This window comes from Pseudomonas sp. PS02288 (genome assembly GCF_029959715.1).
In the GTDB taxonomy this organism is placed as follows: Bacteria; Pseudomonadota; Gammaproteobacteria; order Pseudomonadales; family Pseudomonadaceae; genus Pseudomonas_O; species Pseudomonas_O kuykendallii.
On the sequence record NZ_JASCPA010000050.1, the window covers coordinates 1 to 23,830 of the forward strand.

General features: G+C 67.6%; 25 protein-coding genes. 9 read left to right on the top strand and 16 right to left on the bottom strand.

Going from position 1 to position 23,830, the window contains the following annotated elements:
* The 9 genes from QMX85_RS17800 to QMX85_RS17840 form a co-directional block, all read right to left on the bottom strand.
* A partial coding sequence (locus QMX85_RS17800; protein ID WP_282343087.1) for an aldehyde dehydrogenase family protein occupies nt 1–262 on the bottom strand: 262 nt, incomplete at its 3' end.
* Between the two features lie 91 nt (nt 263–353).
* On the bottom strand, nt 354–1,271 hold the full coding sequence (locus QMX85_RS17805) for a dihydrodipicolinate synthase family protein (RefSeq protein ID WP_090228712.1): 918 nt from the start codon (nt 1,269–1,271) through the stop codon (nt 354–356).
* A 209-nt stretch (nt 1,272–1,480) separates the two neighbouring features.
* Nucleotides 1,481–2,518, bottom strand: a complete 1,038-nt coding sequence (locus QMX85_RS17810) for a proline racemase family protein (RefSeq protein ID WP_282343090.1) — start codon at nt 2,516–2,518, stop codon at nt 1,481–1,483.
* Nucleotides 2,519–2,532: 14 nt separating this feature from the next.
* A complete protein-coding gene (locus QMX85_RS17815) occupies nt 2,533–3,255 on the bottom strand; it encodes an amino acid ABC transporter ATP-binding protein (protein WP_282343092.1) in 723 nt (240 codons plus the stop codon).
* Nucleotides 3,248–3,898 carry an amino acid ABC transporter permease gene (locus QMX85_RS17820; RefSeq protein WP_282343094.1) on the bottom strand — a complete coding sequence of 217 codons (651 nt, stop codon included), beginning with the start codon at nt 3,896–3,898 and terminating at the stop codon, nt 3,248–3,250. The genes QMX85_RS17815 and QMX85_RS17820 overlap by 8 nt, the downstream gene beginning before the upstream one ends.
* Nucleotides 3,899–3,908: 10 nt before the next feature.
* Complete coding sequence (locus QMX85_RS17825; protein ID WP_090228702.1) at nt 3,909–4,574, bottom strand: amino acid ABC transporter permease; 666 nt, start codon at nt 4,572–4,574, stop codon at nt 3,909–3,911.
* Entirely contained in the window at nt 4,567–6,333 is a 1,767-nt protein-coding gene (locus QMX85_RS17830; RefSeq protein WP_282343096.1) for an aconitase family protein, read from the bottom strand. Before QMX85_RS17830 ends, QMX85_RS17825 begins: the two co-directional genes overlap by 8 nt.
* Nucleotides 6,334–6,456: 123 nt before the next feature.
* Nucleotides 6,457–7,269 (bottom strand): transporter substrate-binding domain-containing protein, encoded by an 813-nt coding sequence (locus tag QMX85_RS17835; protein ID WP_282343097.1) that lies wholly within the window; start codon nt 7,267–7,269, stop codon nt 6,457–6,459.
* A gap of 259 nt (nt 7,270–7,528) precedes the next feature.
* Nucleotides 7,529–8,275: an AraC family transcriptional regulator gene (locus QMX85_RS17840; RefSeq protein ID WP_282343101.1), complete on the bottom strand. Its 747-nt coding sequence runs from the start codon at nt 8,273–8,275 to the stop codon at nt 7,529–7,531.
* 113 nt (nt 8,276–8,388) lie between these two features.
* Between QMX85_RS17840 and QMX85_RS17845 the strand changes: the two genes are divergently transcribed.
* Nucleotides 8,389–9,684: an SLC13 family permease gene (locus QMX85_RS17845; RefSeq protein WP_282343103.1), complete on the top strand. Its 1,296-nt coding sequence runs from the start codon at nt 8,389–8,391 to the stop codon at nt 9,682–9,684.
* 188 nt (nt 9,685–9,872) lie between these two features.
* Nucleotides 9,873–10,847 (top strand): sensor domain-containing diguanylate cyclase, encoded by a 975-nt coding sequence (locus QMX85_RS17850; protein ID WP_282343104.1) that lies wholly within the window; start codon nt 9,873–9,875, stop codon nt 10,845–10,847.
* On the opposite strand, the gene QMX85_RS17855 is transcribed toward QMX85_RS17850, so the two are convergent.
* Nucleotides 10,838–13,093: an EAL domain-containing protein gene (locus QMX85_RS17855; protein WP_282343105.1), complete on the bottom strand. Its 2,256-nt coding sequence runs from the start codon at nt 13,091–13,093 to the stop codon at nt 10,838–10,840. The genes QMX85_RS17850 and QMX85_RS17855 overlap by 10 nt on opposite strands.
* 254 nt (nt 13,094–13,347) lie before the next feature.
* Between QMX85_RS17855 and QMX85_RS17860 the strand changes: the two genes are divergently transcribed.
* A complete protein-coding gene (locus QMX85_RS17860) occupies nt 13,348–13,689 on the top strand; it encodes an FKBP-type peptidyl-prolyl cis-trans isomerase (protein WP_282343106.1) in 342 nt (113 codons plus the stop codon).
* Between the two features lie 60 nt (nt 13,690–13,749).
* Here the strand turns inward: QMX85_RS17860 and QMX85_RS17865 are convergent, their stop codons facing one another.
* Together QMX85_RS17865 and QMX85_RS17870 are read right to left on the bottom strand one after the other, a co-directional pair.
* Complete coding sequence (locus tag QMX85_RS17865; protein ID WP_282343108.1) at nt 13,750–14,037, bottom strand: hypothetical protein; 288 nt, start codon at nt 14,035–14,037, stop codon at nt 13,750–13,752.
* A gap of 314 nt (nt 14,038–14,351) precedes the next feature.
* The gene (locus QMX85_RS17870; RefSeq protein WP_282343110.1) at nt 14,352–14,531 is read right to left on the bottom strand and encodes a hypothetical protein; all 180 of its coding nucleotides are present in this window, start codon (nt 14,529–14,531) and stop codon (nt 14,352–14,354) included.
* A gap of 218 nt (nt 14,532–14,749) precedes the next feature.
* On the opposite strand from QMX85_RS17870, the gene QMX85_RS17875 reads away from it, so the two are divergent.
* From QMX85_RS17875 to QMX85_RS17885, 3 genes are read left to right on the top strand one after another with little or no spacing between them, the layout of a single operon-like run.
* Nucleotides 14,750–15,352, top strand: coding sequence for a LemA family protein (locus tag QMX85_RS17875; RefSeq protein WP_282343112.1), 603 nt, complete (start codon nt 14,750–14,752; stop codon nt 15,350–15,352).
* A complete protein-coding gene (locus tag QMX85_RS17880; RefSeq protein WP_282343113.1) occupies nt 15,349–16,101 on the top strand; it encodes a TPM domain-containing protein in 753 nt (250 codons plus the stop codon). Before QMX85_RS17875 ends, QMX85_RS17880 begins: the two co-directional genes overlap by 4 nt.
* A gap of 24 nt (nt 16,102–16,125) precedes the next feature.
* Nucleotides 16,126–16,743: a TPM domain-containing protein gene (locus tag QMX85_RS17885; protein WP_282343115.1), complete on the top strand. Its 618-nt coding sequence runs from the start codon at nt 16,126–16,128 to the stop codon at nt 16,741–16,743.
* Nucleotides 16,744–16,807: 64 nt separating this feature from the next.
* Here QMX85_RS17885 and QMX85_RS17890 read toward each other — a convergent pair whose 3' ends face one another.
* Entirely contained in the window at nt 16,808–17,272 is a 465-nt protein-coding gene (locus tag QMX85_RS17890) for a RidA family protein (RefSeq protein ID WP_282343117.1), read from the bottom strand.
* 247 nt (nt 17,273–17,519) lie between these two features.
* On the opposite strand from QMX85_RS17890, the gene QMX85_RS17895 reads away from it, so the two are divergent.
* The 3 genes from QMX85_RS17895 to QMX85_RS17905 all read left to right on the top strand — a co-directional run bounded on the left by QMX85_RS17895 (nt 17,520) and on the right by QMX85_RS17905 (nt 19,484).
* Nucleotides 17,520–17,906 carry a hypothetical protein gene (locus QMX85_RS17895; RefSeq protein ID WP_282343119.1) on the top strand — a complete coding sequence of 129 codons (387 nt, stop codon included), beginning with the start codon at nt 17,520–17,522 and terminating at the stop codon, nt 17,904–17,906.
* Nucleotides 17,907–17,969: 63 nt separating this feature from the next.
* A complete protein-coding gene (locus QMX85_RS17900; RefSeq protein WP_090228668.1) occupies nt 17,970–18,629 on the top strand; it encodes a glycosyltransferase in 660 nt (219 codons plus the stop codon).
* Nucleotides 18,630–18,638: 9 nt separating this feature from the next.
* Nucleotides 18,639–19,484 (top strand): galactosyltransferase-related protein, encoded by an 846-nt coding sequence (locus QMX85_RS17905; RefSeq protein ID WP_282343122.1) that lies wholly within the window; start codon nt 18,639–18,641, stop codon nt 19,482–19,484.
* Here QMX85_RS17905 and QMX85_RS17910 read toward each other — a convergent pair.
* From QMX85_RS17910 to QMX85_RS17920, 3 genes are all read right to left on the bottom strand, one after another.
* Nucleotides 19,459–20,505, bottom strand: coding sequence for a glycosyltransferase (locus QMX85_RS17910; protein ID WP_282343124.1), 1,047 nt, complete (start codon nt 20,503–20,505; stop codon nt 19,459–19,461). The two genes, QMX85_RS17905 and QMX85_RS17910, sit on opposite strands and share 26 nt — an antisense overlap.
* On the bottom strand, nt 20,498–21,631 hold the full coding sequence (locus QMX85_RS17915; RefSeq protein WP_282343126.1) for a glycosyltransferase family 4 protein: 1,134 nt from the start codon (nt 21,629–21,631) through the stop codon (nt 20,498–20,500). The genes QMX85_RS17910 and QMX85_RS17915 overlap by 8 nt, the downstream gene beginning before the upstream one ends.
* Before the next feature lie 77 nt (nt 21,632–21,708).
* Entirely contained in the window at nt 21,709–23,787 is a 2,079-nt protein-coding gene (locus QMX85_RS17920; RefSeq protein ID WP_282343128.1) for an ATP-binding protein, read from the bottom strand.
* Nucleotides 23,788–23,830: the final 43 nt, after the last annotated feature.

Here is a 23,830-nt window from a genome sequence, read left to right on the forward strand (position 1 = left end):
CCAGGGCGACGAAGTCATCGCCCAGCGCATCGATCTCGGCGGCGATGGCGTCGAGGAAATCGGCGCGTCTGGCCGCCGACAGCGTGCGGTAGGTCGGATAGGCGGCTGCGGCGGCCTTGGCGGCGGCGTCGACCTCGCCAAGCGTGGCCTGGTGAAAGTCGTAGGGCAGCTTCTCGCCGGTGCTGGCGTCGAGGCTGTGCACGACGACGTCGCCCAGGGCGCTGCGCGCGCCGTTGATGTAGTTCTGTCCGAGTATCTGCATGTTGGTTTCTCCCGTGCTGGAAATGAAAAACGGCCATAGCCGGCCCCCGAGCGTGGGAGCGGCGATATGGCCGTGCGGGGGCGGGCGTAGCTTACAGACCGACGTCCGGCAACTGGGGGCGGTTCGCCAGGGCCTTGGCCATGATGGCCTCGACGTGGGCGCGGTCTTCACCGCGCAGCAGCAGGCGCGGCGGACGGGTCAGTTCGCCGCCGCGTCCGGCGATGGCTTCGCAGAGCTTGATGCACTGCACGAGGTCGGCGCGCGCGTCGAGGTGGAGGATCGGCATCAGCCATTCGTAGATCGGCATGGCTTCCGCGAAACGGCCGGCCTTGCACAGGCGGAAGATGGTTTCGCCTTCCTTGGGGAACACATTGGACATGCCCGACACCCAGCCCTCGGCACCGACGGCCAGGCTTTCCAGTACCACGTCGTCGAGGCCGGCGAAGAGGATGAAGCGGTCGCCGACTTCGTTGCGCACGTCGATGAAGCGGCGGGTGTCGCCGGAGGAATCCTTGAAGCAGACGACGTTGTCGCAGTCGGCCAGGGAAATGAGGATGTCCGGGGTGACGTCGTTCTTGTAGATCGGCGGGTTGTTGTAAACCATCAGCGGCACGTCGGCGTTCTTCGCCACGTAGCGGTAGTGCTCGGCGGTTTCGTAGGGCTTGGAGCCGTACACCAGCGCCGGCATCAGCATGACGCCGTCGACGCCGGCCTTGCGCACCAGGTTGGCGGTCTTGGCCGCGGCCACGCTGGTGAACTCGGCGACGCCGCAGATCACCGGCACACGGCCCTTGGCGGCGTCGACCGCGACTTCGGTGACGGCGATCTTCTCTTCGGCGCTCAGCGAGGTGTTTTCACCCACCGAACCGCAGACCACCAGGCCGGAGACGCCGTCGCGGATCACGTTGGAAATGACCTTGTGGGTCTCCTCGAGGTTGATCGAGAAATCGTCGTTGAATTGGGTGGTGACAGCGGGGAAAACGCCGCTCCAGTTGACCGCTCTGCTCATGGGACCTGTCTCCGGGTGCTAAATGTATTTCGTATACGATAATTGAAGGGCAATGATTTGCCACGCTTTTCTTTTCGCTCCGACGGCCGGAGCGGGTGTTGCAAATGCGTTTGAAAGATTGCCAGGGGTGTCGCTCCTGATGGCCTGGCAATCGTTCCGCGCCGGTCGATGGCGTGCCCTTGGGCACACTCCACGCACCGGCGTTTTTTCTAGATCTTCAATTCCACCGGCCAGGTATCGGAAAGCCGGTATCCGGTCGGCCAGGGATCGCCCGGGTCCAGCAGGTGCTGGTGGGTGCCGGTGATCCAGGCGCGTCCCGAGAGGCAGGGATAGATCGCCGGGCGACCGGCCACTTCGGTCAGCGAGTCGATCCGGCAATGGAATTCCGAGCCGATGATCGAGCGGCCGACGAAGCGCTCGCCGACCTTCAGCTGGCCCCTGGCATGCAGCACCGCCATGCGCGCCGAACACCCGGTGCCGCAGGGCGAACGGTCGATCTTGCCGGGGCGGATGACCACCGCGTTGGCGGCGCTGGCGACGCCGTTGACGTACTCCACCGGGGCGGCGATCTGGCAGAACGAGATATGTCCCCAGTCCGGGTTCAGCGGGTGCACGAAACCGAGCTGCTGGTTGGCCGCCTGGGTGATCTTCAGGCCCACCGCGACCAGGTCGGCAGCCTCATCGGCGCTCAGCGAGAAGCCCAGGCGCCGCGCATCGACGATGGCGAAGCTGTCGCCGCCGTAGGCGGTGTCGACGGGAATCGAGCCGATGCCGTCCACCTCGATCCAGGCATCCAGCCTGTCGACGAACGACGGCACGTTCTTCACCTCGACCCGTTCGGCCTTGCCGTCGCGGCAGTCGGCGATGACCTCCACCAGACCGCCCGGCGCCTCCAGGGTCAGCCGGGTCTGCGGTTCGCTCATCGGCAGGATGCCGCTGTCGAGCAGCACGGTGGCCACGCACAGCGAGTTGGAGCCGGACATCGGCGGCACGTCGGCCGGCTCCATGATGATCCAGCCCATCTGCGCCTTCGGGTTCTTCGCCGGCACCAGCAGGTTGACGTGGCGGAACACCCCGCCGCGCGGCTCGTTGAGTACGAAGTTGCGCAGGACGTCGTCATTCGCGATCCAGCGCGACTGTTCCCACAGCGTATCGCCGGGAGGCGGCGCGACGCCGCCGACGATCACGTCGCCCACTTCGCCTTCGGCGTGGCAGCTGACCACGTGGATGACCTTGCTCGAGCGCATTGTCCGGTCCCTCTTTAGTTGATCGACTTGAGGAAGTCGATGGTTTCCGGCTTCTGCGGGTTGCCGATCACCTGATCGGGCGTGCCGATCTCGTGCACGAGGCCGTTGCGGAAGAACGCCACGCGGTCGGAGACGTCGCGGGCGAAGCGGATTTCGTGGGTCACCAGGACCATGGTCATGCCTTCCTCGGCGAGCAGGCGCATGGTGTCGAGTACCTCGCCAACCAACTGCGGGTCGAGCGCCGAGGTGGCTTCGTCGAACAGCATGTAGTCCGGCGACATGGCCAGCGCGCGGGCGATCGCCATGCGCTGCTGCTGGCCGCCGGAAAGCTTGCCGGGGAACACTTTTAGCTTGTCCGCGAGGCCGACGTGGGTGAGCTGCTTCACCGCCATTTCCTCGGCGTCCTGCTTGCTCCGGCCGAGCACCTTGCGCGGCGCCAGCATGACGTTCTCGAGCACGGTCAGGTGCGGGAAGGCGTTCCACTGCTGGAAGACGATGCCTATCTTCTGCCGCAGCTTGTTGATGTCGGTGCCGGGCGCGTGGACCTCGGTGCCGTCGACGCGGATGCTGCCGCTCTTGATCGACTCCAGGCCGTTGATGCACATCAGCAGGGTCGACTTGCCGGAGCCCGAGCCGCCGATGATCGAGACCACCTCGCCCTTGTTTACCGTCAGGCTGACGCCCTTGATCACGTCCAGCTCGCCGAAGGATTTGTGTACGTTGTCGATCTCAATCATTTTCCTGCCACCTTGTTTCCAGCCGGGCGCCCAGGCGGGCGACCACCAGGCTCATGACGTAGTAGATGAGTCCCGCGATGCACAGCACCAGCAGCGGCTCCTGAATGCGCGTGACGATGGTCTGCGAGGCGCGCAGCAGTTCGACGATGCCGATCCACATCACCAGCGCGGTGTCCTTCATCACCGACAGCACCAGGTTCAGCCAGCCGGGAAAGGCCACGCGGGTGGCGATCGGCAGGACGATGTAGCGCAGGTCCTGCAGGTAGCTGAGGCCCAGCGAGCGGCTGGCGCGGCGCAGATTGAAGGGCACCGCCAGCACGCCGCTGCGGACGATCTCGGTGCAGAACGCCGTGGCATAGATGCCGAGCACGATGCAGGCGACGGTGAAGGCGCTCCAGTTCAGCCCGGCGATGCTCTTGAGCGAGTTGAACAGCACGAACTGGATCAGCAGCGGCACGCTGCGGAAGACGTCGAGCAGCCAGGACAGCGGCAGCGTGGCCCTTGGCAGCAGCGCGCGGAGCAGGCCGCAGAGCACACCGGCGACGGTGCCGATGACCATCGCGCCGAGGGTCAGCAGCAGGGTGATCCAGGCGCCCTGGAGGAGGAACAGGAAGTCGTTCCAGGTGAAGCTGGTGGAGAACATGGTCAGCCTCTCAATAGCGGAACAGGCGCCAGGACAGTATCCGGGCGACCGCCACGATCGCCTTGGCGATCAGGTAATAGAGCACCGCGGCCAGGGCGAAGAACTCGAAGGTGCGGAAGGTCTTCACGTTGTAGTCCTGGGTCACGCCGGTGAGGTCGTTGTTCAGCCCAACGATCACCCCCAGCGAGGTCATCAACACCGCCCAGACCATCTGGTTGGTCAGCGGGTAGAAAACGATCCGCAGCAGTTGCGGCACCACGATCAGCCGGTACGCCTGGGCCGCGCTCATGCCCAGCGAGCGCGCGGCGCGCAGCTGGGTATCGGGCACCGCCTTGAGGCCGCCGCGGAAGTTCTCCGCGAGGTAGCCGGCGTTGTTGAAGGTGATCCCCGCGAGCAGGGCGAACCAGGAGCTGACGTGCAGGCCGAAGGAACCCAGGCCGAAGTAGAGGATGTAGATCTGGAACAGCGACGGCGTATTGCGCGCGATGGAGATCCAGGTCGCGGCGAAGCCGCGCAGCACCGGGTTCCGGCCCTGGCGCATCAGCGTCAGCAGCAGCGCGATGATCACGCCGAAGACCATCGACAGGGCGGCGGTCTCGAAGGTCACCCAGGCGCCGGCGAGCATGTCCGGCAGCGCCTTGTAGGCGGCGCGCCAGTGGAAGGTGTAGTCAAACATGGGCGGGTTCCTCCGTGGCTTCGCCGAGCTGCAGCCAGGCTGGCAAACGCCCGCTGGCGCGCCCGCTGCAGGCGGCGTCGACGCATTCGGCGAGGCTGCCGAAATGCACCCGACGGCCGACCAGCCCCGGTGCGTAGTGGGCGTACTTGCCCGAATTGGTCATCAGGGTGCGCGCGGCCGGCGGAATCACCGGTTCGCCGAGCATGCACCAGCAGGTGTCGGTGACGAACTGCGCGCCGAAGGCCTCCAGCGTGGCGACGTGGCCGGCGTCGCGGGCGCGTTCGTGGATCGTCCGGCCGCAGGTGATCACCAGCGCGGTGTCGGCATGCTTGCGACGGCCGGCGCAGAGCGCGGCGAGGCGCGCGCATTCGCTGAAGGAGAAGTGCGGGTTGCCCAGCGAGACCAGGTCGACCCGCGGTTCCTCGGCGCTGTTCAACTCCCACCAGCTTTCCAGCAGGTCCATGGCGCTGACGCGCAGCAGCCGTGCCGGCGCCTGGCCGCCCAGGGCCCGTTCGGCGCTGGGCGCTTCCGGCGTCACCCCGGCGATGTGGAACATCGGCGCGGCCGAGGTGGTGGCGAAGGCGGCGCCGAAGGCTTTCAGGTCGTCGAGGTCCGGCTGTGCGTGCTCCAGGCCGCAGATCACCGGGATCTCGCTGCCGCAGAGCAGGCCGACGTGGTAGCCGAGAAGCGGGTAGAAGGCATCGTCCAGCTCATCCAGCGCCGGCAGCTCGATGCGCAGGCTGGCGTGGCGCTGGCCCGGCAAGTGGCAGCCGCTGAGCGGCGCGCGGCCGGTCAGGGCAATGCAGATGTCCAGGTAGTCGGGGTACTTCAGGGTGCGTGCGCCGAGCACGCTGTTGGCGTAGACCACCGCGTTGGATTCGGCCCAGACGATCTGCTCGCCGAGGCGCGGCGCGCTGTCCAGCAGGTAGGGCGCGCAGGTGAAGCTGACCTGCGCGCCCATCTCCAGGTAGGCATCGCCGAGCGCGGCTGCGGGCTCGCCGAAGGCGGCGTCGATGCCCTGCTCGCGCCAGCGGCGCTTGTCCACCGAGATCGCGTTGAGCGTGGTCGGCACCTTCACCTGGGCGCCCCATTCCACCAGTTGGCGGGCGAAGCGCAGGCAGGCCGGGCCGGTGTAGATGCAGCCGTCGATGTGCGCCTGGGTGATGTCCAGCAGCGTGTTGGCGCCCTGCAGTTCGGCCATTCGCACGATGATGCCCATGGCCACCTGCGCGGCCCTGCCGTGGATGCCGTCGAGCATTTCGCGGTCCTGCGCGCTGAGCGTCAGGCACGGCGCCTCGGCGACGACGCATACCGGCGCACCGTCGAGCGCGGCAGGTGCGCTGGCGAAACCGTCGACCCGGTTGCCCGACACCCGCACGTGGCGCGCCTCGCGAAGCGCGGCGAAGGCTTCGCGGCCAAGGGCGACCACCGGGATCGAGCGGCCGAACATCTGCTCGGCGATCAGGACGCCGAGGGTGAGAATGTCGTCGACCTGTTCCAGCAGCAGCGCTGCCGGAGCGTGGCCGTTGAGGATCAGTTCCAGCATCACGCTGCTGCCGGTGCAGGAGCCGCGACCGCTGGGAATCGCCAGCACGCGGTCGGTGACGATGGCGCCGCTGAGCGGGTGGTGGCGATCGATGACTTCGCCGCTGAACGGGTCGATGCCGCCCCAGAAACTCAGGCCGAGATCGGCATGCAGCAGCTCGCCTTGCGCCGATCCGGCCACCAGGGCGCGGCCGCTTAGCGATACGTCAGGCATGAAGTCGTTCCCATGAAAGTGGGGTGCGCCCTGCGCACCGTGGGTCGTGCGATGCGCCGCGCTGCCTCGGAGCGGGCAGTGCGCGCGGCGCACCCTACGTGAAGCTCCGCCTATAGCGCGGACTCAGTAGTAGACGCCCGGTACGGTCAGGTTGACCGGCTTGCCGCCGACCCACTTCTCGTACAGCTCGGCGTAGCGACCGGTACGAACCTGCTGGTTGACGAACAGGTTCAGGTAGTGGATCAGGCCGTACTCGTTGCGCTTGGCCGCTAGCGAGACGTAATCGATCACGTAGGGCGCGTCGCCGGCGACTTTCAGGCCCTTGTACTTGCCGGACTTGAGGGTCGAGGCGGCGACGGTGTTGGTCACCACGGTGGCGTCGATGTGGCCCTGGGCAACGGCGAGGATGGTGTCGTTCTGGGTCTGGTAGGCGCGGAAGCTGCCGTTGCCCCAGTCCTTCACGGACTTCTCGAGGGCGATCGCCTCGAAGGTGCCGCTGGTGTTGCCGACGGGTTTGCCCTTGAGGTCGTCGAAGCTGTTGATGCCGGTGTCTTCACGGGTCAGCACGACCATCTGGAAGGCGAAGTACGGCACGCTCATGGCGACCGTCTTGGCGCGCTCCAGGGTGTCCGAGGTGGAGGCGACGATCACGTCGGCACGCCCGGAAACCAGCGCGGGGATGCGGTCGGGGAAGGGAGTTTCGACGACTTCCGCCTCGACGCCGAGGACTTTCGCCAGGTCGTTGCAGTAGTCGACGTCGAAGCCGGCCGGGGCGTTCTTGTCGTCGCGGAAGCCCATCGGCGGGAAGTCCAGGGTGACGGCGCAACGCGGCTTGCCGGACTCGATGATGTCGTCGAGCTTGTCGGCCTGGGCGTTGCCGATCACGCAGGTAGTCATTACAGCGCTGAGGGCTACGGCAAAAGCGGGGTTTTTCATAGGTGCCTCGTTGTGAATGGAAGACGAAGGGTGTGAAGCCGGTTAGGTAATTTCGTATACGATATTTAATATGCAACGGATATGCCGGCTTTTCCGTCGGTGCCCAGCACGCGCCCATGGGCCAGCGCTGCCGCGGCAAAAGGGATTTCGAGCACATGAACGGCGCTAAATCGATTGGCTCGGGCGTGTTACATAAGGGAGCAATGCGAGGGGCGATGCCCCAAGAGGGAACACCCCGGGTAGGCGGGGAGCGCCGGTATCAGCGATGCGAGTCGCGGTACTGGCTGGGGGAGAAGCCGGTCAGGGCGCGGAACTGGCGGCTGAAGGCGCTGTGGTCGGTGTAGCCGCAGCGCAGCGCGATCTCGGTGATCGACAGGTCCTGCTGCAGCAGCCGCGAGGCTTCGCCCAGGCGCGCCTTGTGGATCATCTGCCGCGGGGTGAGCTGGAAGATGCGCTTGCAGTGGCGTTCCAGCTGGGCCACCGAGAGCCCGGCGATGGCGGTGAGCTCGGCCAGGCTGATCGGCCTGGCGAAATGTTCGCGGATGTGGGCGTCCACCGCCGCCAGCCTCCCGTAGGCCGGGTGGGTCGACTGCGGCAGCTGCAGGTCGCGGGAGATGCCGGCGACGCCGATCACCGCGCCCTCGCGATCGCGCAGCGCCAGCTTGTGGGTCAGGCACCAGGTGGGCTGGTTACCGTAGTAAAGGTGCAGCTCCAGCTGGTCGGCCAGTTGCCCGCCGCTGGCCAGCACGCGGCGATCCTGCTCGGTGTACAGCGGCCCGAAACGCGCCGGGAAGACCTCTTCGGCGGTACGCCCGAGCAAGGCCGCCTTGTCCTTGAATCCGCAGCGCTGGGCCAGCGTCTGGTTGACCAGCGCATAGCGCGCCTGGGCGTCCTTGACGAAGAACACCACGCCGGGCAGCGCATCGAACAGCGGTGCGATCTGCTCCAGGCTGGCGAGCAGGTCGGCGAGGGTGGCAGGGGCCGGGGTGGCGAGCAGATCGATCATGGGCGGGGAGAATAAGCGCCGCGCCCGGCACGTGGTAGTGGAAACGCGCGGTTTCGCCGGGCAGACTGCTGCGCTGCCGGGAGGGCTCCCGGCCCCATAACAAGAGAACGTACATGGATATCCAGCTTTTGCTCACTGCCGCCGTGGTGGCGCTGACCATCGGCCTCTGGGCCACGGCGAAACTGCCCGAATACCTCACCGCGCTGCTGTTCTTCGCCGCCGCGATGCTGCTGCAACTGGCGCCGCCGGGGCTGATCTTCTCCGGTTTCGCCTCTGGCGCCTTCTGGCTGGTGCTCAGCGGTTTCGTGCTCGGCCTGGCGATCCAGCAGACGGGACTCGCCGACCGCTGCGCCCGAGCGCTGGCCTCGCGGCTGTCCGGCTCCTACGTGCGGATGGTCTTCGGCGTGATCGGCCTGTGCTACGCGCTGGCGCTGGTCATGCCGTCGAGCATGGGGCGGATCGCGCTGCTGATGCCGATCGTGCTGGCGCTGGCCGATCGCACCGGTCTCGTCGAAGGGCGACGCGGGCGGCTCGGCCTGGCGTTGGCGGTGGGCGTCGCGACCTTCCAGCTGTCCTGCAGCATCCTGCCGGCGAACGTGCCGAACCTGGTGATGGTCGGTGCCATCGAGAGCGGCTACGGCCTTCACCTCTCCTACCTGTCCTACCTGATGCTGCACGGGCCGGTGCTCGGTGTGCTCAAGGCGCTGGCGCTGGGCGGCTGCGTCTGCGTGCTGTTCGCCGACCGCCTCGACCGGCGCGTGGAGCCCGAGGCCGGGCCGCCGCTGAGCCGCGACGAGAAACGCCTGGCGCTGCTGCTGGCGATCACCGTCGGGCTCTGGGTCAGCGATTCGCTGCACGGTATCTCGCCTGCCTGGATCGGTCTGCTGGCGGCGTGCTTCTGCCTGTTGCCGCGGATCGGCTTCGTCAGCGCCGAGGCGTTCGGCAGCAAGGTCAACCACCGCACTGCGCTCTACGTGGCGGCGATTCTCGGCCTCGCCGCGCTGGTCGGGCAGAGCGGCCTGGGACGGATGATCGGCGACGCGCTGCTGGCCTGGCTGCCGCTGGACCCCGCCACGCCGCTGCGCAGTTTCCTGTCCATCGTCGGGCTGTCGAGCGTGCTGAATTTCGTGGTCACCGCCAACGGCGTGCCGGCGATGTTCACGCCCATGGCGCAGTCGCTGGTAGACGCCTCCGGCTTCCCGCTGCTCGGCGTGCTGATGATCCAGGTGATCGGCTTCGCCACGCCGCTGCTGCCGTACCAGGCGCCGCCGATCATCGTCGCGATGGCCCTGGGCAAGGTGCCGCTGCGCCACGCCCTGCGCCTGTGCCTGGCGCTGGCGGCGCTGACCTTCGTGCTGCTGGTGCCGCTGGACTTCCTATGGTTCTCGATGCTCGGCTGGCTTTCCTGACGCCTTCGCGTCCTGGAAACCGTCCCGGTTCGTTGGAGAAGGTGAAGCCCGCTCGCGAGCGCTCCACGGCGCGTTCGCAACAACTTTTCCGTCGGCAGGAGCGGCAAGCGCCTTTCTATTTCGTATGATGGCACTCGGCTACCGCCCTGGGCGCGTAGCGGCCGTCCTCCGTGGAGCAGTGCGAAGTCATGAGTACGATCCCAAACGCCAGGCGTGAGATGGAAACCGACAGCGCGGTGTACAAGACGCTGCTGGAGTCGACCCGGGCCATTCCCTGGAAGATCGACTGGAAGACCATGACCTTCTCCTACATTGGCCCGCAGATCGAAACGCTGCTGGGCTGGACGCAGGAGAGCTGGGTCGGCGTGGACGACTGGGTGGCGCGGATGCATCCGGAAGACCGCGACTACGTGGTGAATTTTTGCGTGTCGCAATCGCAGTCCGGCATCGACCACGAGGCCGACTACCGCGCGCTCACCGCCGATGGCGGCTACGTGTGGATTCGCGACGTGGTGCATGTGGTGCGCAAGGACGACGAGGTCGAGGCGCTGGTCGGCTTCATGTTCGACATCAGCGAGCGCAAGAAGGCCGAGGACCGGCTGCTGCAGCTGCAGAAGGAGCTGCAGGTACTGTCGTTTCAGGACGGCCTCACCGGGCTGGCGAACCGTCGCCTGCTCGACCAGACCCTCGCCTGCGAATGGGCGAGCGCCCAGCGCAGCGGCTTGCCGCTGTCGGTGATCCTGCTGGATATCGACTATTTCAAGCAGTACAACGACCACTACGGGCATATCGGCGGCGACGACTGCCTGCGGGCCGTGGCCCAGGCGCTGACCCAGGCGGCGAACCGGCCGCGGGATTTCCTCGCACGTTTCGGCGGCGAGGAGTTCATCCTGCTGCTGCCGGAAACCGACGAGGTCGCCGCGCGGCAGATCGCCGAACGGTGCCGGCTGCTGATCCGCACCTGCCGCATTCCCCACGAGCGTTCGCCGATCTCGCCGCTGGTCACCGTGAGCCTGGGCGGCGGGACAGTCGTGCCGCGCTCTGCCGAGCTGGCGCTGGACTTCATCGGCCGTATCGACCGGCTGCTCTACCGCGCCAAGCAGAATGGCCGCGACCGCGCCGAATTCGCCGAGCCCCCCGCCGGGCCCGCGGATCAGGCGTAGCCCTTGACCATCTGGGTGAGTTCGTCGGCGGGCAGCGCCTTGCCGAACAGGAAGCCCTGGTAATTCGAGCAACCGTTCTCCGCCAGCAACTGGCGCTGCGATTCGCTCTCCACGCCCTCGGCGATCAGCTCGAAGCCGAAGGTTTCCGCCATCTTGCTGATCGCCTGGATGATCGCGATGCTGGCGGCGCTGGGCAGGCGCTGGACGAAGGTCTGGTCGATCTTCAACTGGTCCAGCGGCAACTGCTGGAGGTAGTTGAGCGACGAGCAGCCGGTGCCGAAGTCGTCCAGGGCGAAGCGGATGCCCTCGCGCTGCAGCGAGGCGATGTGCAGGCGCGCCTGGTCCAGGTCGACGATCAGCACCGATTCGGTCAGCTCCAGTTTCACCCGGTGCGGGTCGACGCCGCTGCTGCGGATGATCTCCAGCACCTTGGGCACGAAGTTGGTCTGGTGCAGGTGGATCGCACAGATGTTCACCGACACCGGCAGGCCGGCGAGCCGGGGCTCCTGCTGCCACTTCACCAGTTGGCTGCACACGCGCTTGAGCAACCAGCGGTCGAGTTCCGGAAGGAGTCCGGCAACGGCGGCGACCTGCAAAAAGCGGTCGGGCGCCACCAGGCCCCATTGCGGATGCTGCCAGCGCAGCAGCGCCTCGACGCCCATCACGCCTTTCTCATCGCTCCATTGCAGTTGATAGAAGACGCGGAATTCCTCGCGGCAGATGCCCTCGCGAATCTGCTCCTCCAGGCGCAGGCGCGAGGAGATGACCACCTGCATGGTAGGGTCGAAGAAGCGCAGGGCGTTCTTGCCGTTGGCCTTGGCCGAGTACATCGACAGGTCCGCCCACTGCAGCAATTCGTTGCCGCTGTGTTTGTGGTTGAACAGGACGATGCCGACGCTGCCGCTGATGCAGTGCTGACCCTGCTCCAGGTCGTAGGGTTCGCGCAGCGTCTCCAGCGCCTGCTGGCCGACATGGCCGGCCTGGCGCGCGGCTTCCTGCGGCGTGTGGGCGAGGCCCTCGAGGAGGATGACGAATTCGTCGCCGCCCAGCCGCGATACCGTGTCGGTGGTGCGGACGATCCGCTTGAGCCGCTGCGCAACGGTGATCAGCACCTGGTCGCCGGCCTCATGGCCGTATAAGTCGTTGATGGTCTTGAAGTTGTCGAGGTCGATGAACAGCAGTGCGCCGTGCTGCCCGGTGCGGGTGCACGCGGCTTGGTCCACGCGCAGGCGCTCGACGAAGTAGCGCCGGTTCGGCAGGCCGGTAAGGGCGTCGTAGAAGGCCAGCTGGCGGATCTGCTGCTCGCTCTCGCGGCGCGCAGTGACGTCGCGGGTGACCATCACCACGGCGCGCTTTTCGAACAGCGGCCTGTCGATGGCTTGCGCGCGGGCCTCGAAGCTTCGCTTTCGGCCGCCTTCCTCCAGGCTGTACTCGATGGCCTGCGGCACCGCGCTCTCCAGCGCCTGGGCGATCCAGGCGATCAGCCGCTCGGCCTGCGGCTTGGGCAGCACATCGCTGATCAACTGGCCGATCTTACTGCTGTCCTCGGGATCGACATGGTGCCGGGACGGGGAGATCACTTCCCGGTAACGCCCGTCCTCGTCGACCACGAAGAGCAGGTCCGGAATCGCGTGGGTGATGGCGCTCAGCCGGGCCTCGCTGTCGCGCAGGGCATGCTCGGTCTCGTTGCGACGCTGCTGGCCGCGCAGCAGGGCGACCAGCAGCAGGGTGGTGGGCGGCATGGTGATCATCATCGCCACCGCCGTTTCGCTGAAGGACACCTCCAGCGCTCCCTGGAACTGGCTGAGCATCAACAGGCTGACGGCGTGCACCAGCAGGCCGAAGACCAGCAATTGCGTGCTGCCCTGGGTGATTCGCCCGGACTCCGAGGCATGCCGGTAGACCAGACCCATCAGGGCGGCCAGGAGGATGCTGACCACGCCGGGATAGGCGCCGACTCCGCCGATCCACAGCCGGTAGCAGCCGGCGATGACGGCGGACATGAGCGCCACCAGCGGCCCGCCGAGCAGGCCGGCCACGCTCACCAGCGCCAGCCGCGCGTCGACGATGATGCCGTGGCCCAGTTCGATGGGGTCGGCCATGCTGGCCACGCAGATCAGCCCGAAGACCGTCCCCAGCACCAACTGCGACCAGACCACCCGATGTCCCCAGTGCTGCCAGATGCGCGATTGCAGCCAGCACAGCGCCAGCAAGAGGGCAGCGTTGCGTATGAAGTCCAGAAGCATAGAGTTCCCCCTCCCCTCCCCAACCCAAACCGGGCCGTGACTAACGCGACTATAGATCTGAGAACCTCACACGACCGTTCGAGTGCTAACCGGTCATCGGATGAAGCCCTGCAGGCCACGGATGGCGGGGGATCGAGCGAGGAGGCAGCGGCGATTGGCGCGCTGTGTTCGAATGGCGTCCCGGCGCTTGCGCGCGTGCCAGAGCGGCTCGCGGGGCGCTGGCTATTCGACCGGGCAGAGGAAGGAGAGAAACGATGTGCGACGAACTGCAGGTGATCGACCTGGTAGTCGGCGAGGGCAAGGCGGTGGTCAAGGGCGCCTTGATCACCACCCAGTACCACGGCGTGCTGGAAGACGGCACGACCTTCGATTCATCCTACGAGAAAGGCAGGCCGTTCCAGTGCGTGATCGGCACCGGGAGGGTGATCAAGGGCTGGGACCTGGGCCTGATGGGCATGCGGGTCGGCGGCAAGCGCCGTCTGCGGGTGCCGGCTCACCTGGCCTATGGCGAACGGCAGGTCGGTGAGCGCATCCCGCCGAACGCCAACCTGCAGTTCGAGATCGAGCTGCTGGAAGTGCTGACCCGCGACGACTGAGCGGACCGCACGGGCCGGATCGCGCGGACCCGGCCTCATGCCCCGCGTCGACGCGGAGCCTCAGACCACCTCGACCAGATCGAGAAACACCATACCGCCACGCAACTCCAGTTTCAGTCCTCTGAAGTTGCCGGCGATGCCGTCGCGGAAGGACAACTGGCCGTCCGCGTCCTTGCCGTCGTAGAAGAAGGTGTCGCCGGTGATGCGGCCCATCTGCTTATAGTTCTCGTAGAAGATTCCGCCGAGGAAGTGGCCGTCCCAGTAGCTGCCGTCGGCCGGGTCCTGGATGCGGTACATGCTGCAGGGTTTCATGCCCTCGGGCAGGGTCGGGGATTGTGCGTCGCTCATGATTGCTCCTTTCTCGTGTTGGCCGGCGCGAGGAGGCGCGCTGGCACGGTTCGCCGAAACCTCCGGCGGGCAGGCATGGGACCGGCAAAATCGCCCGATGTCGCCCGGATGTCTCGAAAGGCTAGCCCGCCCATCGGCACCGGGCGCTCCAGGTGACCGGTGGCCGGCCGGCGCCACATGTCAGTCGTCGCGACCTTCATGCACGGAACATCCGTTGTACCAGCCGCCCGCCGCGATACCGGCTTTTTGAGGTCCACGTCTTTCGCCGGGCATGAAAAAGCCCGGACTCGCCGGGCTTCGGTGGGCGATGAGGCTTAGCTGGGCTGCCCGGAGGCGTCTTTGCCCGCTATGTCCGGATCGTCCGGGCTGACCTCGGTTTCCGGGTCGTGGGGGCGCTGCTGGTCCGGGGTGTTTTCGATACCCGGATCGCGGCTGAAATCGCCTTCCTCGGCAGGCTTTTCGACCGTTTCGGGATTCTGTTCGTTAGTGTTCATGACTACCTCGCAATGAAGCCGTGAGTGGCTTCACTGCATTCGATTGCCGCGCTGCGGACAACGTTCAGGTGCACGCCGTACCGGCGGTCCGGGCAGGGCTTCGTCCCTCTTCGGCGGATTGGCGTAAGGTAGTCGCACTGAGCGGCGCCCCCTGAACTCGCACGGGTGCATCGCTTCTAAGGGATACCCCGACTTCCATGCCCAAGGAGCTACACCCCATGCGGACTTTTTCCAACAGCCTCCGGCTGACCTTCCTCCTTCTGCTCGGCAGCCTGCTGACGGGGTGCGGGGTGAACAACATCCCGCAGTACGACGAACAGGTGAAAGCCGCCTGGGCGCAGGTGGAAAACCAGTACCAACGCCGCGCCGACCTGATCCCCAACCTGGTTGAGACGGTCAAGGGCTATGCCAAGCAGGAACAGGAGACCCTGACCCGGGTGATCGAGGCGCGGGCCAAGGCGACCTCGATCCAGGTCGACGCCAGCACCCTCGACGATCCGCAGAAACTGCAGCAGTTCGACCAGGCGCAGCAACAGCTCAGCGGTGCGTTGAGCCGGCTGATGGTGGTCTCCGAGCGTTACCCGGACCTGAAATCGAACCAGAACTTCCTCGCCCTGCAGTCGCAGCTCGAAGGCACGGAAAACCGCATCGCCGTGGCGCGTCGCGACTTCATCGCCGCGGTGGAGCGCTACAACACCGAAATCCGTACCTTCCCTGGCCGTCTCTGGCAGATGACCCTGTACCGCGACATGCAGGTGCGCGAGAACTTCAAGGCCACCGCGCCGAACGCCGAGCAGGCGCCGAGCGTGAACTTTCAATGAAGCCATGGCTGCGTCCGGCGCTTGCGCTGCTGCTCGGCGCCTGCGCGCTGCTGGCGCAGGCCGTGGAGTTTCCCGCGCTCAGCGGGCGGGTGGTCGACCAGGCCAGCCTGCTCGACGCGCAGACCCGCGCGCAGCTGACGCAGATGCTCGAAGCGCACGAACAGGCCAGCGGCGAACAGGTCGTGGTGGTCACCCTGGCGAACCTGCAGGGCAATGCGATCGAGGATTACGGCTACCAGCTCGGCCGCCACTGGGGCATCGGCCAGAAGGGCAAGGACAACGGGGCACTGCTGATCGTCGCGCGTGACGAGCGCAAGGTGCGCATCGAGGTCGGCTACGGCCTCGAGGACCGGCTGACGGACGCGCAGGCGTCGATCATCATCAACAGCGTGATCCTCCCGGCGTTTCGCCGAGGCGACTTCGCCGGCGGCATCCGCGAGGGCACGGGCGCGATCATCCAGGTCCTTGGTGGCGACCCCCTGGCGCAGCCGGCGTCGTCCTCCGCCGGCCATTCCGAGCAGCGCCTGCCGGGGTTCGCGTTCTTCGTCCTGTTCGTCATCGTCATGCTGATGTTGCGTGGCGGCGGCGGAAGGGGCGGGCGCGGCGGCGGCCGCTCGGTGCTCAGCGGGGCGATCCTCGGCAGCGTACTCGGCGGTGGCGGGCGTTCCGGCGGCGGCTTCGGCGGGGGCGGTGGTTTTGGCGGCGGCGGTGGCGGCTTCGGCGGCGGCGGTGCGTCCGGTGGCTGGTAACTGCGAACGGATACGGGAAACACGATGACCTTACTCAGCGACAGCGAGCAGAAGCAGGTGGCCGACGCCATCGGGCGCCTCGAGCGCGACACCGACGCCGAACTGGTCACGGTGCTCGCCGCCCGGGCGGACGACTACAGCTACATCCCGCTGCTGTGGGCCGCGCTCCTCGCGCTGCTGGTGCCGGGCATCGTCAACTATCAGCCGTTGTGGCTGAACGCCCACGAGCTGCTGGCGGTGCAGTGGCTCTGCTTCATAGGCTTCGGCCTGCTGTTCCGCCTCAAGCCGCTGACCACCCGCCTGGTGCCGCGCAGCGTGCGCCACTGGCGCGCGGCGAACCTGGCGCGGCGGCAGTTCCTCGAGCAGAAACTGCATCACACCGAGGGCGGCACCGGCATGCTGATCTTCGTCTCCGAGCAGGAACGCTACGTGGAAATCCTCGTCGACCACGGCATCTCCAGCCGCATCGGCGATGACACCTGGGCGGCGATCGTCGGCGAATTCACCCGCGCCGTGCGCCGGGGCGAAACGCTACACGGCTTCCTGGCCTGCATCGACGCCTGCGGCGAACACCTCAAGCGCCACGTGCCCGCCACACACACGCGCAACGAACTGCCGGACCGGCTGGTGATTCTCGATTGAACAGCTGCCCTGTTGGCGCGGACGCACGGCCACCTTCGGGTGGCCTTTTGCTGTCCGCTCGCGGCTAGCCCTTCACCGCGATCGCGGTGATTTCCACCAGCCAGCCCGGCGGCACCAGGCGGATCACCTGGGCGCGGGTACGGGTCGGCACACGGGGTTGCTCGGCGGTGCCAAAGTAGCGGTTGTAGACCGCGGAGAAACCTTCGAAGTCCGCAACGCCGTCCCGCGTCGGGTCGCCGACCAGCAGGGCCTGCATGCTGATCACGTCGCCGAGGGCGTAGCCGCGGCGTTGCAGGGTCGCGGCGATCTGCTCGATCACGCTGCGGGTCTGGGCGGCGGTGTCGCCGTAGGCGGCAACGCTGCCGGGCGCGGCGCTGGCGTCGATGATGGCCGGGCCGACGCCGCTGAGCACCAGCTGGCGCGCGCCGCCGGGGATTTCTATGGCTTCGGCGAACTCGCGCGCCCAGGGCTCGACGCCGTGGGCCGGGTTGAGGTGGCGGACGACCGCGTCCTGCTGTTGCTCGCTCATGGGCGTTCCTCGGGTGACGGGACGCCGAGCTAAACGCAGGCGGACGGGGTTTGTCGACCGCTTTCGCCGAGCGGCCACAGGCGACCTATCGGGCTGGGTCGGGCGTTTCCGGTCATCCGTCCGGTTTTCGCAACCTGTGCGAGGCCGCGGCGGACTAAACCTTGGCAGCGCGGAAACGCCGCCGTATCCGGCTCATGCGGAACGGCGCCGGTACGCCTGCAGCGCTGAGGTTTTTTTGGAGAACACCATGAGAGTTCGTCACCGGATCGGCAGGATCGCCACGCGTACCCCCGTAAACCTGCGCCGCGCCTGCGCAGCCGTCGCGCTTTCGCTGTCCGCGGTAGTGGCGGCGCCCGCCATCGCGGCGGATTGCTCCACCACCGACGCCAAGGGCAATCAGTGCATCAAGGAGTTGTACAACACCACCAAGCCCGACGACGCCGGCGTCAGCCATGACATCGCCTTCCAGAACAGCTGCGACCACGACGTGATCGTCGATGTGCGGCGCAAGAGCGGCGACATCGTTTCCAACGAAGTCGCCGCCGGCAAGCAGAGCAAGCTGAGCTGCGTCGACCACGAAGGCTACTCGCGCAATTGCGGTGGCTTCGAGTCCTGGAAGGCGCGCTGCGAATGATCCAAGCCTGATCGGCGCCCCGCCGGGGCGTGCCGACACCATTGCGTTACCCGAGGGCGTTCCATGATCGGTGTAGTCATCCCTGCACATAACGAAGAAGAGTGTCTTGCCCGTTGCCTGCGCGCAGTCATGCGCGCGGCGGAGCACCCGCAGCTGGCCGGTGAACCGGTCCATGTGATGGTGGTGCTGGACGCCTGCGACGACGGTTCCCGCTGGGTCGTCGAGCAGTATCCGGTCAGCCTGCTGGAGATCCACGCCCGCAATGTCGGCGTCGCCCGTGCCGAAGGCGCGGCACGCCTGATCGCCGCCGGGGCGCGCTGGATCGCCTGCACCGACGCCGACACCCTGGTGCCCGAGGACTGGCTCGCGGCGCAGCTTTCCTACGGCGCCGACGCGGTCTGCGGCGTGGTCGAGGTGGACGACTGGAGCGCGCACTCGGCCGACGTGCGCAGCCGCTACGAAGCTGCCTACTTCGACCAGGAAGACCACCGGCACATCCACGGCGCCAACTTCGGCATTAGCAGCAGTGCCTACCTGAAGGCCGGCGGTTTTCCCGCGCTGACTGCCCACGAGGACGTGCACCTGGTGCGCCGCCTGCAGGAGATAGGCGCGCGCATCGCCTGGAGCCGCTCGGTGCGGGTCAAGACCAGTTCGAGACTGGAGTGCCGCGCGCCCGAGGGCTTCGGGCATTACCTGCGTTCCTTGGCCAACGCCGCGCTGTAGCGCCCGCCGATGAACGTGATCACGCTGGTTCACGGGCGTGCGACGCAGCTCGCCAACCTGATCGCCGGACTCGAGCAGTCCACCGTCCCGGTGGCGGCCTTGTGGGTGGTGTGGATGAACGAGGCGCCGCGCCCGCTGCGCAGCGAGCGTTTCGTGATCCATGCGCTGCGGGTCGACGGCGAGAACGGCGCACTGCCGCTGGCGCGCGCGCGCAACGCGATCCGTGGACGGGACGAGGCGCAGCCCTGGGTGTTCCTCGACGTGGACTGCATTCCCTCGCCGGGGCTGCTGGGCGGCTATCGCGAGGCGCTGCGGGCACACCCGCAGGCGCTGCACCTGGGCGAGGTGCGTTATCTGCCGCCGTCGGCCAACGACCCCGGCTGGACCGCGCAGAGCCTGCACGCCGCCAGCGTCGCCCATCCGCTGAGCGTGTTTCGTGGGGAAACCGGGCAGCCGATGCCGCATCACCTGTTCTGGTCGCTGAATTTCGCCTGCCATGGCGAGGTGTTCGAGCGTGTCGGTGGCTTCGACGACGGCTATCTGGGCTACGGCGCCGAAGACACCGACTTCGCTTTCCGGGCCCGCGAGCGGGGCGTCGAGCTGCGCAGCGCCGATGCCCTGGCCTATCACCAGTACCACCCGACCTACCGCCCGCCGCTCAACCACTTCGCGGCCATCGTCGCCAATGCCCGGCGTTTCTATGCGCGCTGGAACGAGTGGCCGATGGGCGACTGGCTCGGTGGTTTCGCCGAGCGTGGCCTGATCGACTGGCGCGACGACGAAATAGAGGTACTGCGTCAGCCCAGCGCCGCCGAAATCGCCGCCTGTTTCAACGAGGCCTGCACGGGCTTCTGAAGGTTTCCGCCATCACGTTCTCGATGATCGCCGCGCAGCGCGCCGTGGCCTGCGCGTCGGCCCAGGCCTGCCAGGTGCGTGGGTCGAGCCCCTCGGCACGGGCCAGCAGCGATGGCCACCGGCTCGCGTCCGGCCAGGCCTCCAGGCCAATGGCCACACCCAGTTGCTCCAGCCGCCGCGCCTGCTGCAGTTGCTCGTCGAAGGGGCGCTCTTCGGCGATGGCGATGTAGCGGCAGCCCAGCGAGGCGGCCTCCGCCACCAGGCTGTCGCCGGCGCTGCCGATGACCAGTTCGGCGCGGCGCATTTCCTCCGCCGGATCGTCCAGCGTGCCCAGGTAGGTGAGGTTGTCGGGCACTTGCGTCGGTTTGCCCTGGAGGGCGCCGGCGACGTACAGCGAGCGTTGCGGGCAGGCGCGGGCCAGCTCGGCCAGCCCGGCGTGGCTGAAGGCGCTGCCGCCGCGCCCGTTGATCACCAGCACGCGGCCCGCTTGCGGTTCGGCGGCCGCGCTGCCGGCGTAGCGTGATACCCAGCCGGCGTAACGGGTCTTGGCGAGCACCTCGGCGGCTGTATCGGGGCTTTCCATCGCCGGCGGAAAGGGCGCCAGCAGCGCCGTCGCGGTGGCGTAGGCCTGGCGGTGCGCCGGGTCGTCGCGGCGGCCATGCTGGCGCAGGTAGAGGGTCGGCACGCCGAACAGCCGGGCCAGCAGCGCGACCTCCACCGATACGTCGACCACCAGCAGGCAGGGCCAGGCGGCGCGCATCCAGTCGCCGAGCAGGCCCATGCGTTCGCGCAGGCCGTCCACGGCCAGCGGCGCGTAGTGCAGGGTCTCGAAGCGCTCGAGGCGCATGCCCGGTGCGGTGTCGCCGGGCAGATCCAGGCGCCCGACAGAGGCCGGCAGCGGCGGCAGGTTCGAGCCGATCAGTGTCACCGGGCAACCCAGCTGCCGGGCGATCGCCAGCGCGCGGGTGGCGTGGCCGGCGCCGTGGTGATGGACGTAATAGCCGACCCGCGGTTCAGCCATGCGCGTGGCTCGCCACGACATCGCGCAGCAGCTGCTCGTAGCGCGTCAGCATCAGCTCGTGGCTCCACTGCGCCTCGGCGTGGCGCCGGCAGGCCGCTCGCGACTTGCCCCGCGCCACCCGCAATGCCGCGGCGAGGCCCGCCACGTCGCCCGCCGGGGCGAGCGCTCCGGTGTTCTCGTCGAGGAGCTCGGCCAGCGCGCCACGGTCGAACGCGGCCACCGGCGTGCCGCAGGCCAGCGCCTCGGCGACCACCAGGCCGAAGGGTTCTTCCCAGCACGGCGTGACTAGCGCCACCGAGGCCCGCGCCAGCTCCTCGACCAGGACCTCGCGCGGCAGGTGGCCGAGGTATTCGACGCCGTCGCCCAGGCGCGGCGCGATCTGTTCGGCGAAGTAGTCCGGATCGACCGCGTGCCCCGCCAGGCGCAGCGGCACGCCGGCGAGCCGGGCCGCGTCGATCGCCAGGTGCGCGCCCTTGTCCGGCACCAGCCGGCCGAACCAGAACGCGTGATCGCCGGGCTCGCCGCGCGGCGACCAGTGCGCCAGGTCGATGCCGTTGGGAATCACCGCGCAGTCGGGTAGCAGCTCGGCCCAGGCCCTCGCATTGGCCGCGGAAATGGTGCAGAAGCGCGCGTTGCGCGGGCTGCTGCGCAGGGCGCGGTAGGCGTTGATCAGCTCGAAGAACGGCGGCGTATGCAGCACCGTCAGCATCGGTGTGCGGATCATCGAGGCCATGGTCGCCGGCACGTAATGCAGGCTGTTGTTGAAGATGATGTCGAAGCCGTGGTCGTCGATGCCCTGCATCACCGCGAGGTAGGCGTGGTGTTCCTGGAGGTAGTCCTCCGAGAGGCTGGCATGTCGCCGCGCGCCGTTCACGTAGGTGTCGTCGCTCCATACCGGCACCAGGTTCAGCTCCGCCGCGCTGGACGAGCTGGCGAACAGCGTCACCGCGTGGCCGCGTTGCTGCAGGCCGCGGGTGATGTCGTAGGTGAAGGCTTCCAGGCCGCCGGCGAAGGGCTGGCGGATTGGATGCTGGATGTGCGTGAGCACGCCGATGCGCAGAGGCGCCGGCGGCGCGGCCGGGTCGATGGCATCGGTGAGGACGGGTTCGAGAAGGGGCAGCCGCATGGTGCGTATCCGCTGGGGGGTTGCTGTTCGAGGCTGCGCGCCGGGTTTTGGTTCTGCCGGTTGTCGGCGCGCAGGGCTCAGCTCGCGCCGCGGCCCGCCAGCACCGAGCGGAGCATGCTTTCCAGCGCCTGCGGCGTGTAGGGTTTGCTCAGCAGGTGGGTGTCGGCGCTCAGTTGCTGGTTGCGCGAGATGACGTCGCGGGTGAAGCCGGAGGTGAACAGCAGCGGAACCGGCGGTGTCTGCCGCCGCGCCCAGTCCGCGAGGTCGCTGCTCTTGATCCGGCCCGGCATCACCACGTCGGTGAAGATCAGGTCGACCCGCGTACCCTCGTCGAGGAGCTGCTGGGCGAGCTCGCCGTTCGCCGCGGTCAGCACCCGGTAACCCAGCTGTTGCAGCATTTCGACAGCGGTGGCGCGCACGCCGGCGTCGTCTTCCACCACCATGATGGTTTCGCCGCCGCACGCGCTGCATTCGTCGCTCGCCTGCGGCTCCTCGTCCGGCGCGTTGTGCGCGCTGCGCGGGAAGTACATCTGCACCGTCGAGCCGACGCCGTGCTCGCTGATGATCTCGGTATGCCCGCCGCTCTGCTTGACGAAGCCGAACACCATGCTCAGGCCGAGGCCGGTGCTGTGGCCTTCGGGCTTGGTGGTGAAGAACGGCTCGAACGCGTGTTCCAGCACTTCCTGGGTCATGCCGATGCCGTTGTCGCACACCGACAGGCACACGTAGTCGCCGGGTTCGATCTGCTTGCCGGCGCAGAAGGCTTCGTCGAGGGTGACGTTCTCGCCGGTGATGCGGATGGTGCCCTCGCCCTGCATCGCGTCGCGGGCGTTGATCGCCAGGTTCAGCAGGGCGTTCTCCAGCTGGTTGCGGTCGACGTAGATCGGCCAGGAATCCCGCGGCAGCTGCACGTCGAGATGGATGGTTTCGCCGAGCGCGCGCTGGAACAGTTCGCCGAGGCCCTGATAGATGCGCAGCGGGTCGCACTGGGTGGGCTGCAACTGCTGGCGGCGGGCGAAGGAGAGCAGCTGCGAGGAGAGCTTGGCGCCACGGTCGACGGCGCCGAGGGCGACCTGCACATAGCGCTGCGCGCGCTCGTTGGCCGGTTCCAGGCGTGCCAGCAGGTGCAGGTTGCCGGCGATCACCTGGAGCATGTTGTTGAAGTCGTGGGCGACGCCGCCGGTGAGGCCGCCGATCGCCTCGAGTTTCTGCGACTGGCGCAGGCGCTCCTCGACCTCTGAACGCGCCTGCACCTCGGCCTCGACGCGCTGCTCGAGCTGGTGGGTGAGCTGCAGCAGTTCATCCTCGGCGATCTTGCGTTCGTGGATGTCGATCAGCACGCCGGGGAAGCGCAGCGGCTGGCCCTGTTCGCCGAACTCGCAGCGGCCGCTGGCGAGCACCCATAGGTAACTGCCGTCGGGCTGGCGGATGCGGTATTCGGCCTTGAAGGGCACCCGCAGGGCGATGGTTCGCTCGACCTGGCGGTTGAGGTGGTCGAGATCGTCCGGGTGGATCATCTGCATCGCCCTGTCGTTCGGCAGGCCCTGCTCCACCTGCTCCACGGGCAGGAGGAACGTCCGCGCGAAGCGCGCATCGCCGGACAGCAGGTCGGTCTCAAGGTCCCAGACGAACAGGCCGCGCACGGCGCCGGAGCTGGCCGCCAGGTGCAGGCGCTCGTTGGCTTCGCGGTAGGCATGCTCGGCTTCCTGGCGGCACCGCTCGGAAACCATCCGCTCGGTGGTCTCCACCACGATCGCCATCACGCCCGCCGGCGCGCCGTCGTCGCCTGGCACCGGGCTATAGTAGAGGTCCATCCACACCTCTTCCGGCTTGCCGTGGCGCAGCAGCACCAGTTCCTTGTCGCGGTAGGAGAGGGTGCCGCCTGCCAGGCAGGTGTCCATCACGTTGCGGTTGAACTCGGCGACTTCCGGCCAGCCCAGCTCCACCGGCGAGCCGAGGAGGTACGGATGGCGGCCGCCGGCGAACACCGAGTAGGCATCGTTGTAGATCATGTAACCGGGGCGGCCCCAGAGCATCACCAGCGGCACCGGCGAGCCGAGAAGGAACTGCACGGCGTTGCACAGGCTGTGCGACCAGCCTTCCAGTGGCCCCAGCTCGGTGGTGGACCAGTCGAAGGCGCGGATACGTTCGGACATCTCGCCACGCCAGCCTTGGCAACCGTGGCTCTGGGATAGGAAT

Excerpts from the sequence above, each read along its gene's own strand:
- QMX85_RS17805 (WP_090228712.1), bottom strand. The coding sequence starts at position 1,271 with ATGAGCAGAGCGGTCAACTGGAGCGGCGTTTTCCCCGCTGTCACCACC.
- QMX85_RS17810 (WP_282343090.1), bottom strand. The coding sequence starts at position 2,518 with ATGCGCTCGAGCAAGGTCATCCACGTGGTCAGCTGCCACGCCGAAGGC.
- QMX85_RS17815 (WP_282343092.1), bottom strand. The coding sequence starts at position 3,255 with ATGATTGAGATCGACAACGTACACAAATCCTTCGGCGAGCTGGACGTG.
- QMX85_RS17820 (WP_282343094.1), bottom strand. The coding sequence starts at position 3,898 with ATGTTCTCCACCAGCTTCACCTGGAACGACTTCCTGTTCCTCCTCCAG.
- QMX85_RS17825 (WP_090228702.1), bottom strand. The coding sequence starts at position 4,574 with ATGTTTGACTACACCTTCCACTGGCGCGCCGCCTACAAGGCGCTGCCG.
- QMX85_RS17830 (WP_282343096.1), bottom strand. The coding sequence starts at position 6,333 with ATGCCTGACGTATCGCTAAGCGGCCGCGCCCTGGTGGCCGGATCGGCG.
- QMX85_RS17835 (WP_282343097.1), bottom strand. The coding sequence starts at position 7,269 with ATGAAAAACCCCGCTTTTGCCGTAGCCCTCAGCGCTGTAATGACTACC.
- QMX85_RS17840 (WP_282343101.1), bottom strand. The coding sequence starts at position 8,275 with ATGATCGATCTGCTCGCCACCCCGGCCCCTGCCACCCTCGCCGACCTG.
- QMX85_RS17845 (WP_282343103.1), top strand. The coding sequence starts at position 8,389 with ATGGATATCCAGCTTTTGCTCACTGCCGCCGTGGTGGCGCTGACCATC.
- QMX85_RS17850 (WP_282343104.1), top strand. The coding sequence starts at position 9,873 with ATGAGTACGATCCCAAACGCCAGGCGTGAGATGGAAACCGACAGCGCG.
- QMX85_RS17855 (WP_282343105.1), bottom strand. The coding sequence starts at position 13,093 with ATGCTTCTGGACTTCATACGCAACGCTGCCCTCTTGCTGGCGCTGTGC.
- QMX85_RS17860 (WP_282343106.1), top strand. The coding sequence starts at position 13,348 with ATGTGCGACGAACTGCAGGTGATCGACCTGGTAGTCGGCGAGGGCAAG.
- QMX85_RS17865 (WP_282343108.1), bottom strand. The coding sequence starts at position 14,037 with ATGAGCGACGCACAATCCCCGACCCTGCCCGAGGGCATGAAACCCTGC.
- QMX85_RS17870 (WP_282343110.1), bottom strand. The coding sequence starts at position 14,531 with ATGAACACTAACGAACAGAATCCCGAAACGGTCGAAAAGCCTGCCGAG.
- QMX85_RS17875 (WP_282343112.1), top strand. The coding sequence starts at position 14,750 with ATGCGGACTTTTTCCAACAGCCTCCGGCTGACCTTCCTCCTTCTGCTC.
- QMX85_RS17880 (WP_282343113.1), top strand. The coding sequence starts at position 15,349 with ATGAAGCCATGGCTGCGTCCGGCGCTTGCGCTGCTGCTCGGCGCCTGC.
- QMX85_RS17885 (WP_282343115.1), top strand. The coding sequence starts at position 16,126 with ATGACCTTACTCAGCGACAGCGAGCAGAAGCAGGTGGCCGACGCCATC.
- QMX85_RS17890 (WP_282343117.1), bottom strand. The coding sequence starts at position 17,272 with ATGAGCGAGCAACAGCAGGACGCGGTCGTCCGCCACCTCAACCCGGCC.
- QMX85_RS17895 (WP_282343119.1), top strand. The coding sequence starts at position 17,520 with ATGAGAGTTCGTCACCGGATCGGCAGGATCGCCACGCGTACCCCCGTA.
- QMX85_RS17900 (WP_090228668.1), top strand. The coding sequence starts at position 17,970 with ATGATCGGTGTAGTCATCCCTGCACATAACGAAGAAGAGTGTCTTGCC.
- QMX85_RS17905 (WP_282343122.1), top strand. The coding sequence starts at position 18,639 with ATGAACGTGATCACGCTGGTTCACGGGCGTGCGACGCAGCTCGCCAAC.
- QMX85_RS17910 (WP_282343124.1), bottom strand. The coding sequence starts at position 20,505 with ATGGCTGAACCGCGGGTCGGCTATTACGTCCATCACCACGGCGCCGGC.
- QMX85_RS17915 (WP_282343126.1), bottom strand. The coding sequence starts at position 21,631 with ATGCGGCTGCCCCTTCTCGAACCCGTCCTCACCGATGCCATCGACCCG.
- QMX85_RS17920 (WP_282343128.1), bottom strand. The coding sequence starts at position 23,787 with ATGTCCGAACGTATCCGCGCCTTCGACTGGTCCACCACCGAGCTGGGG.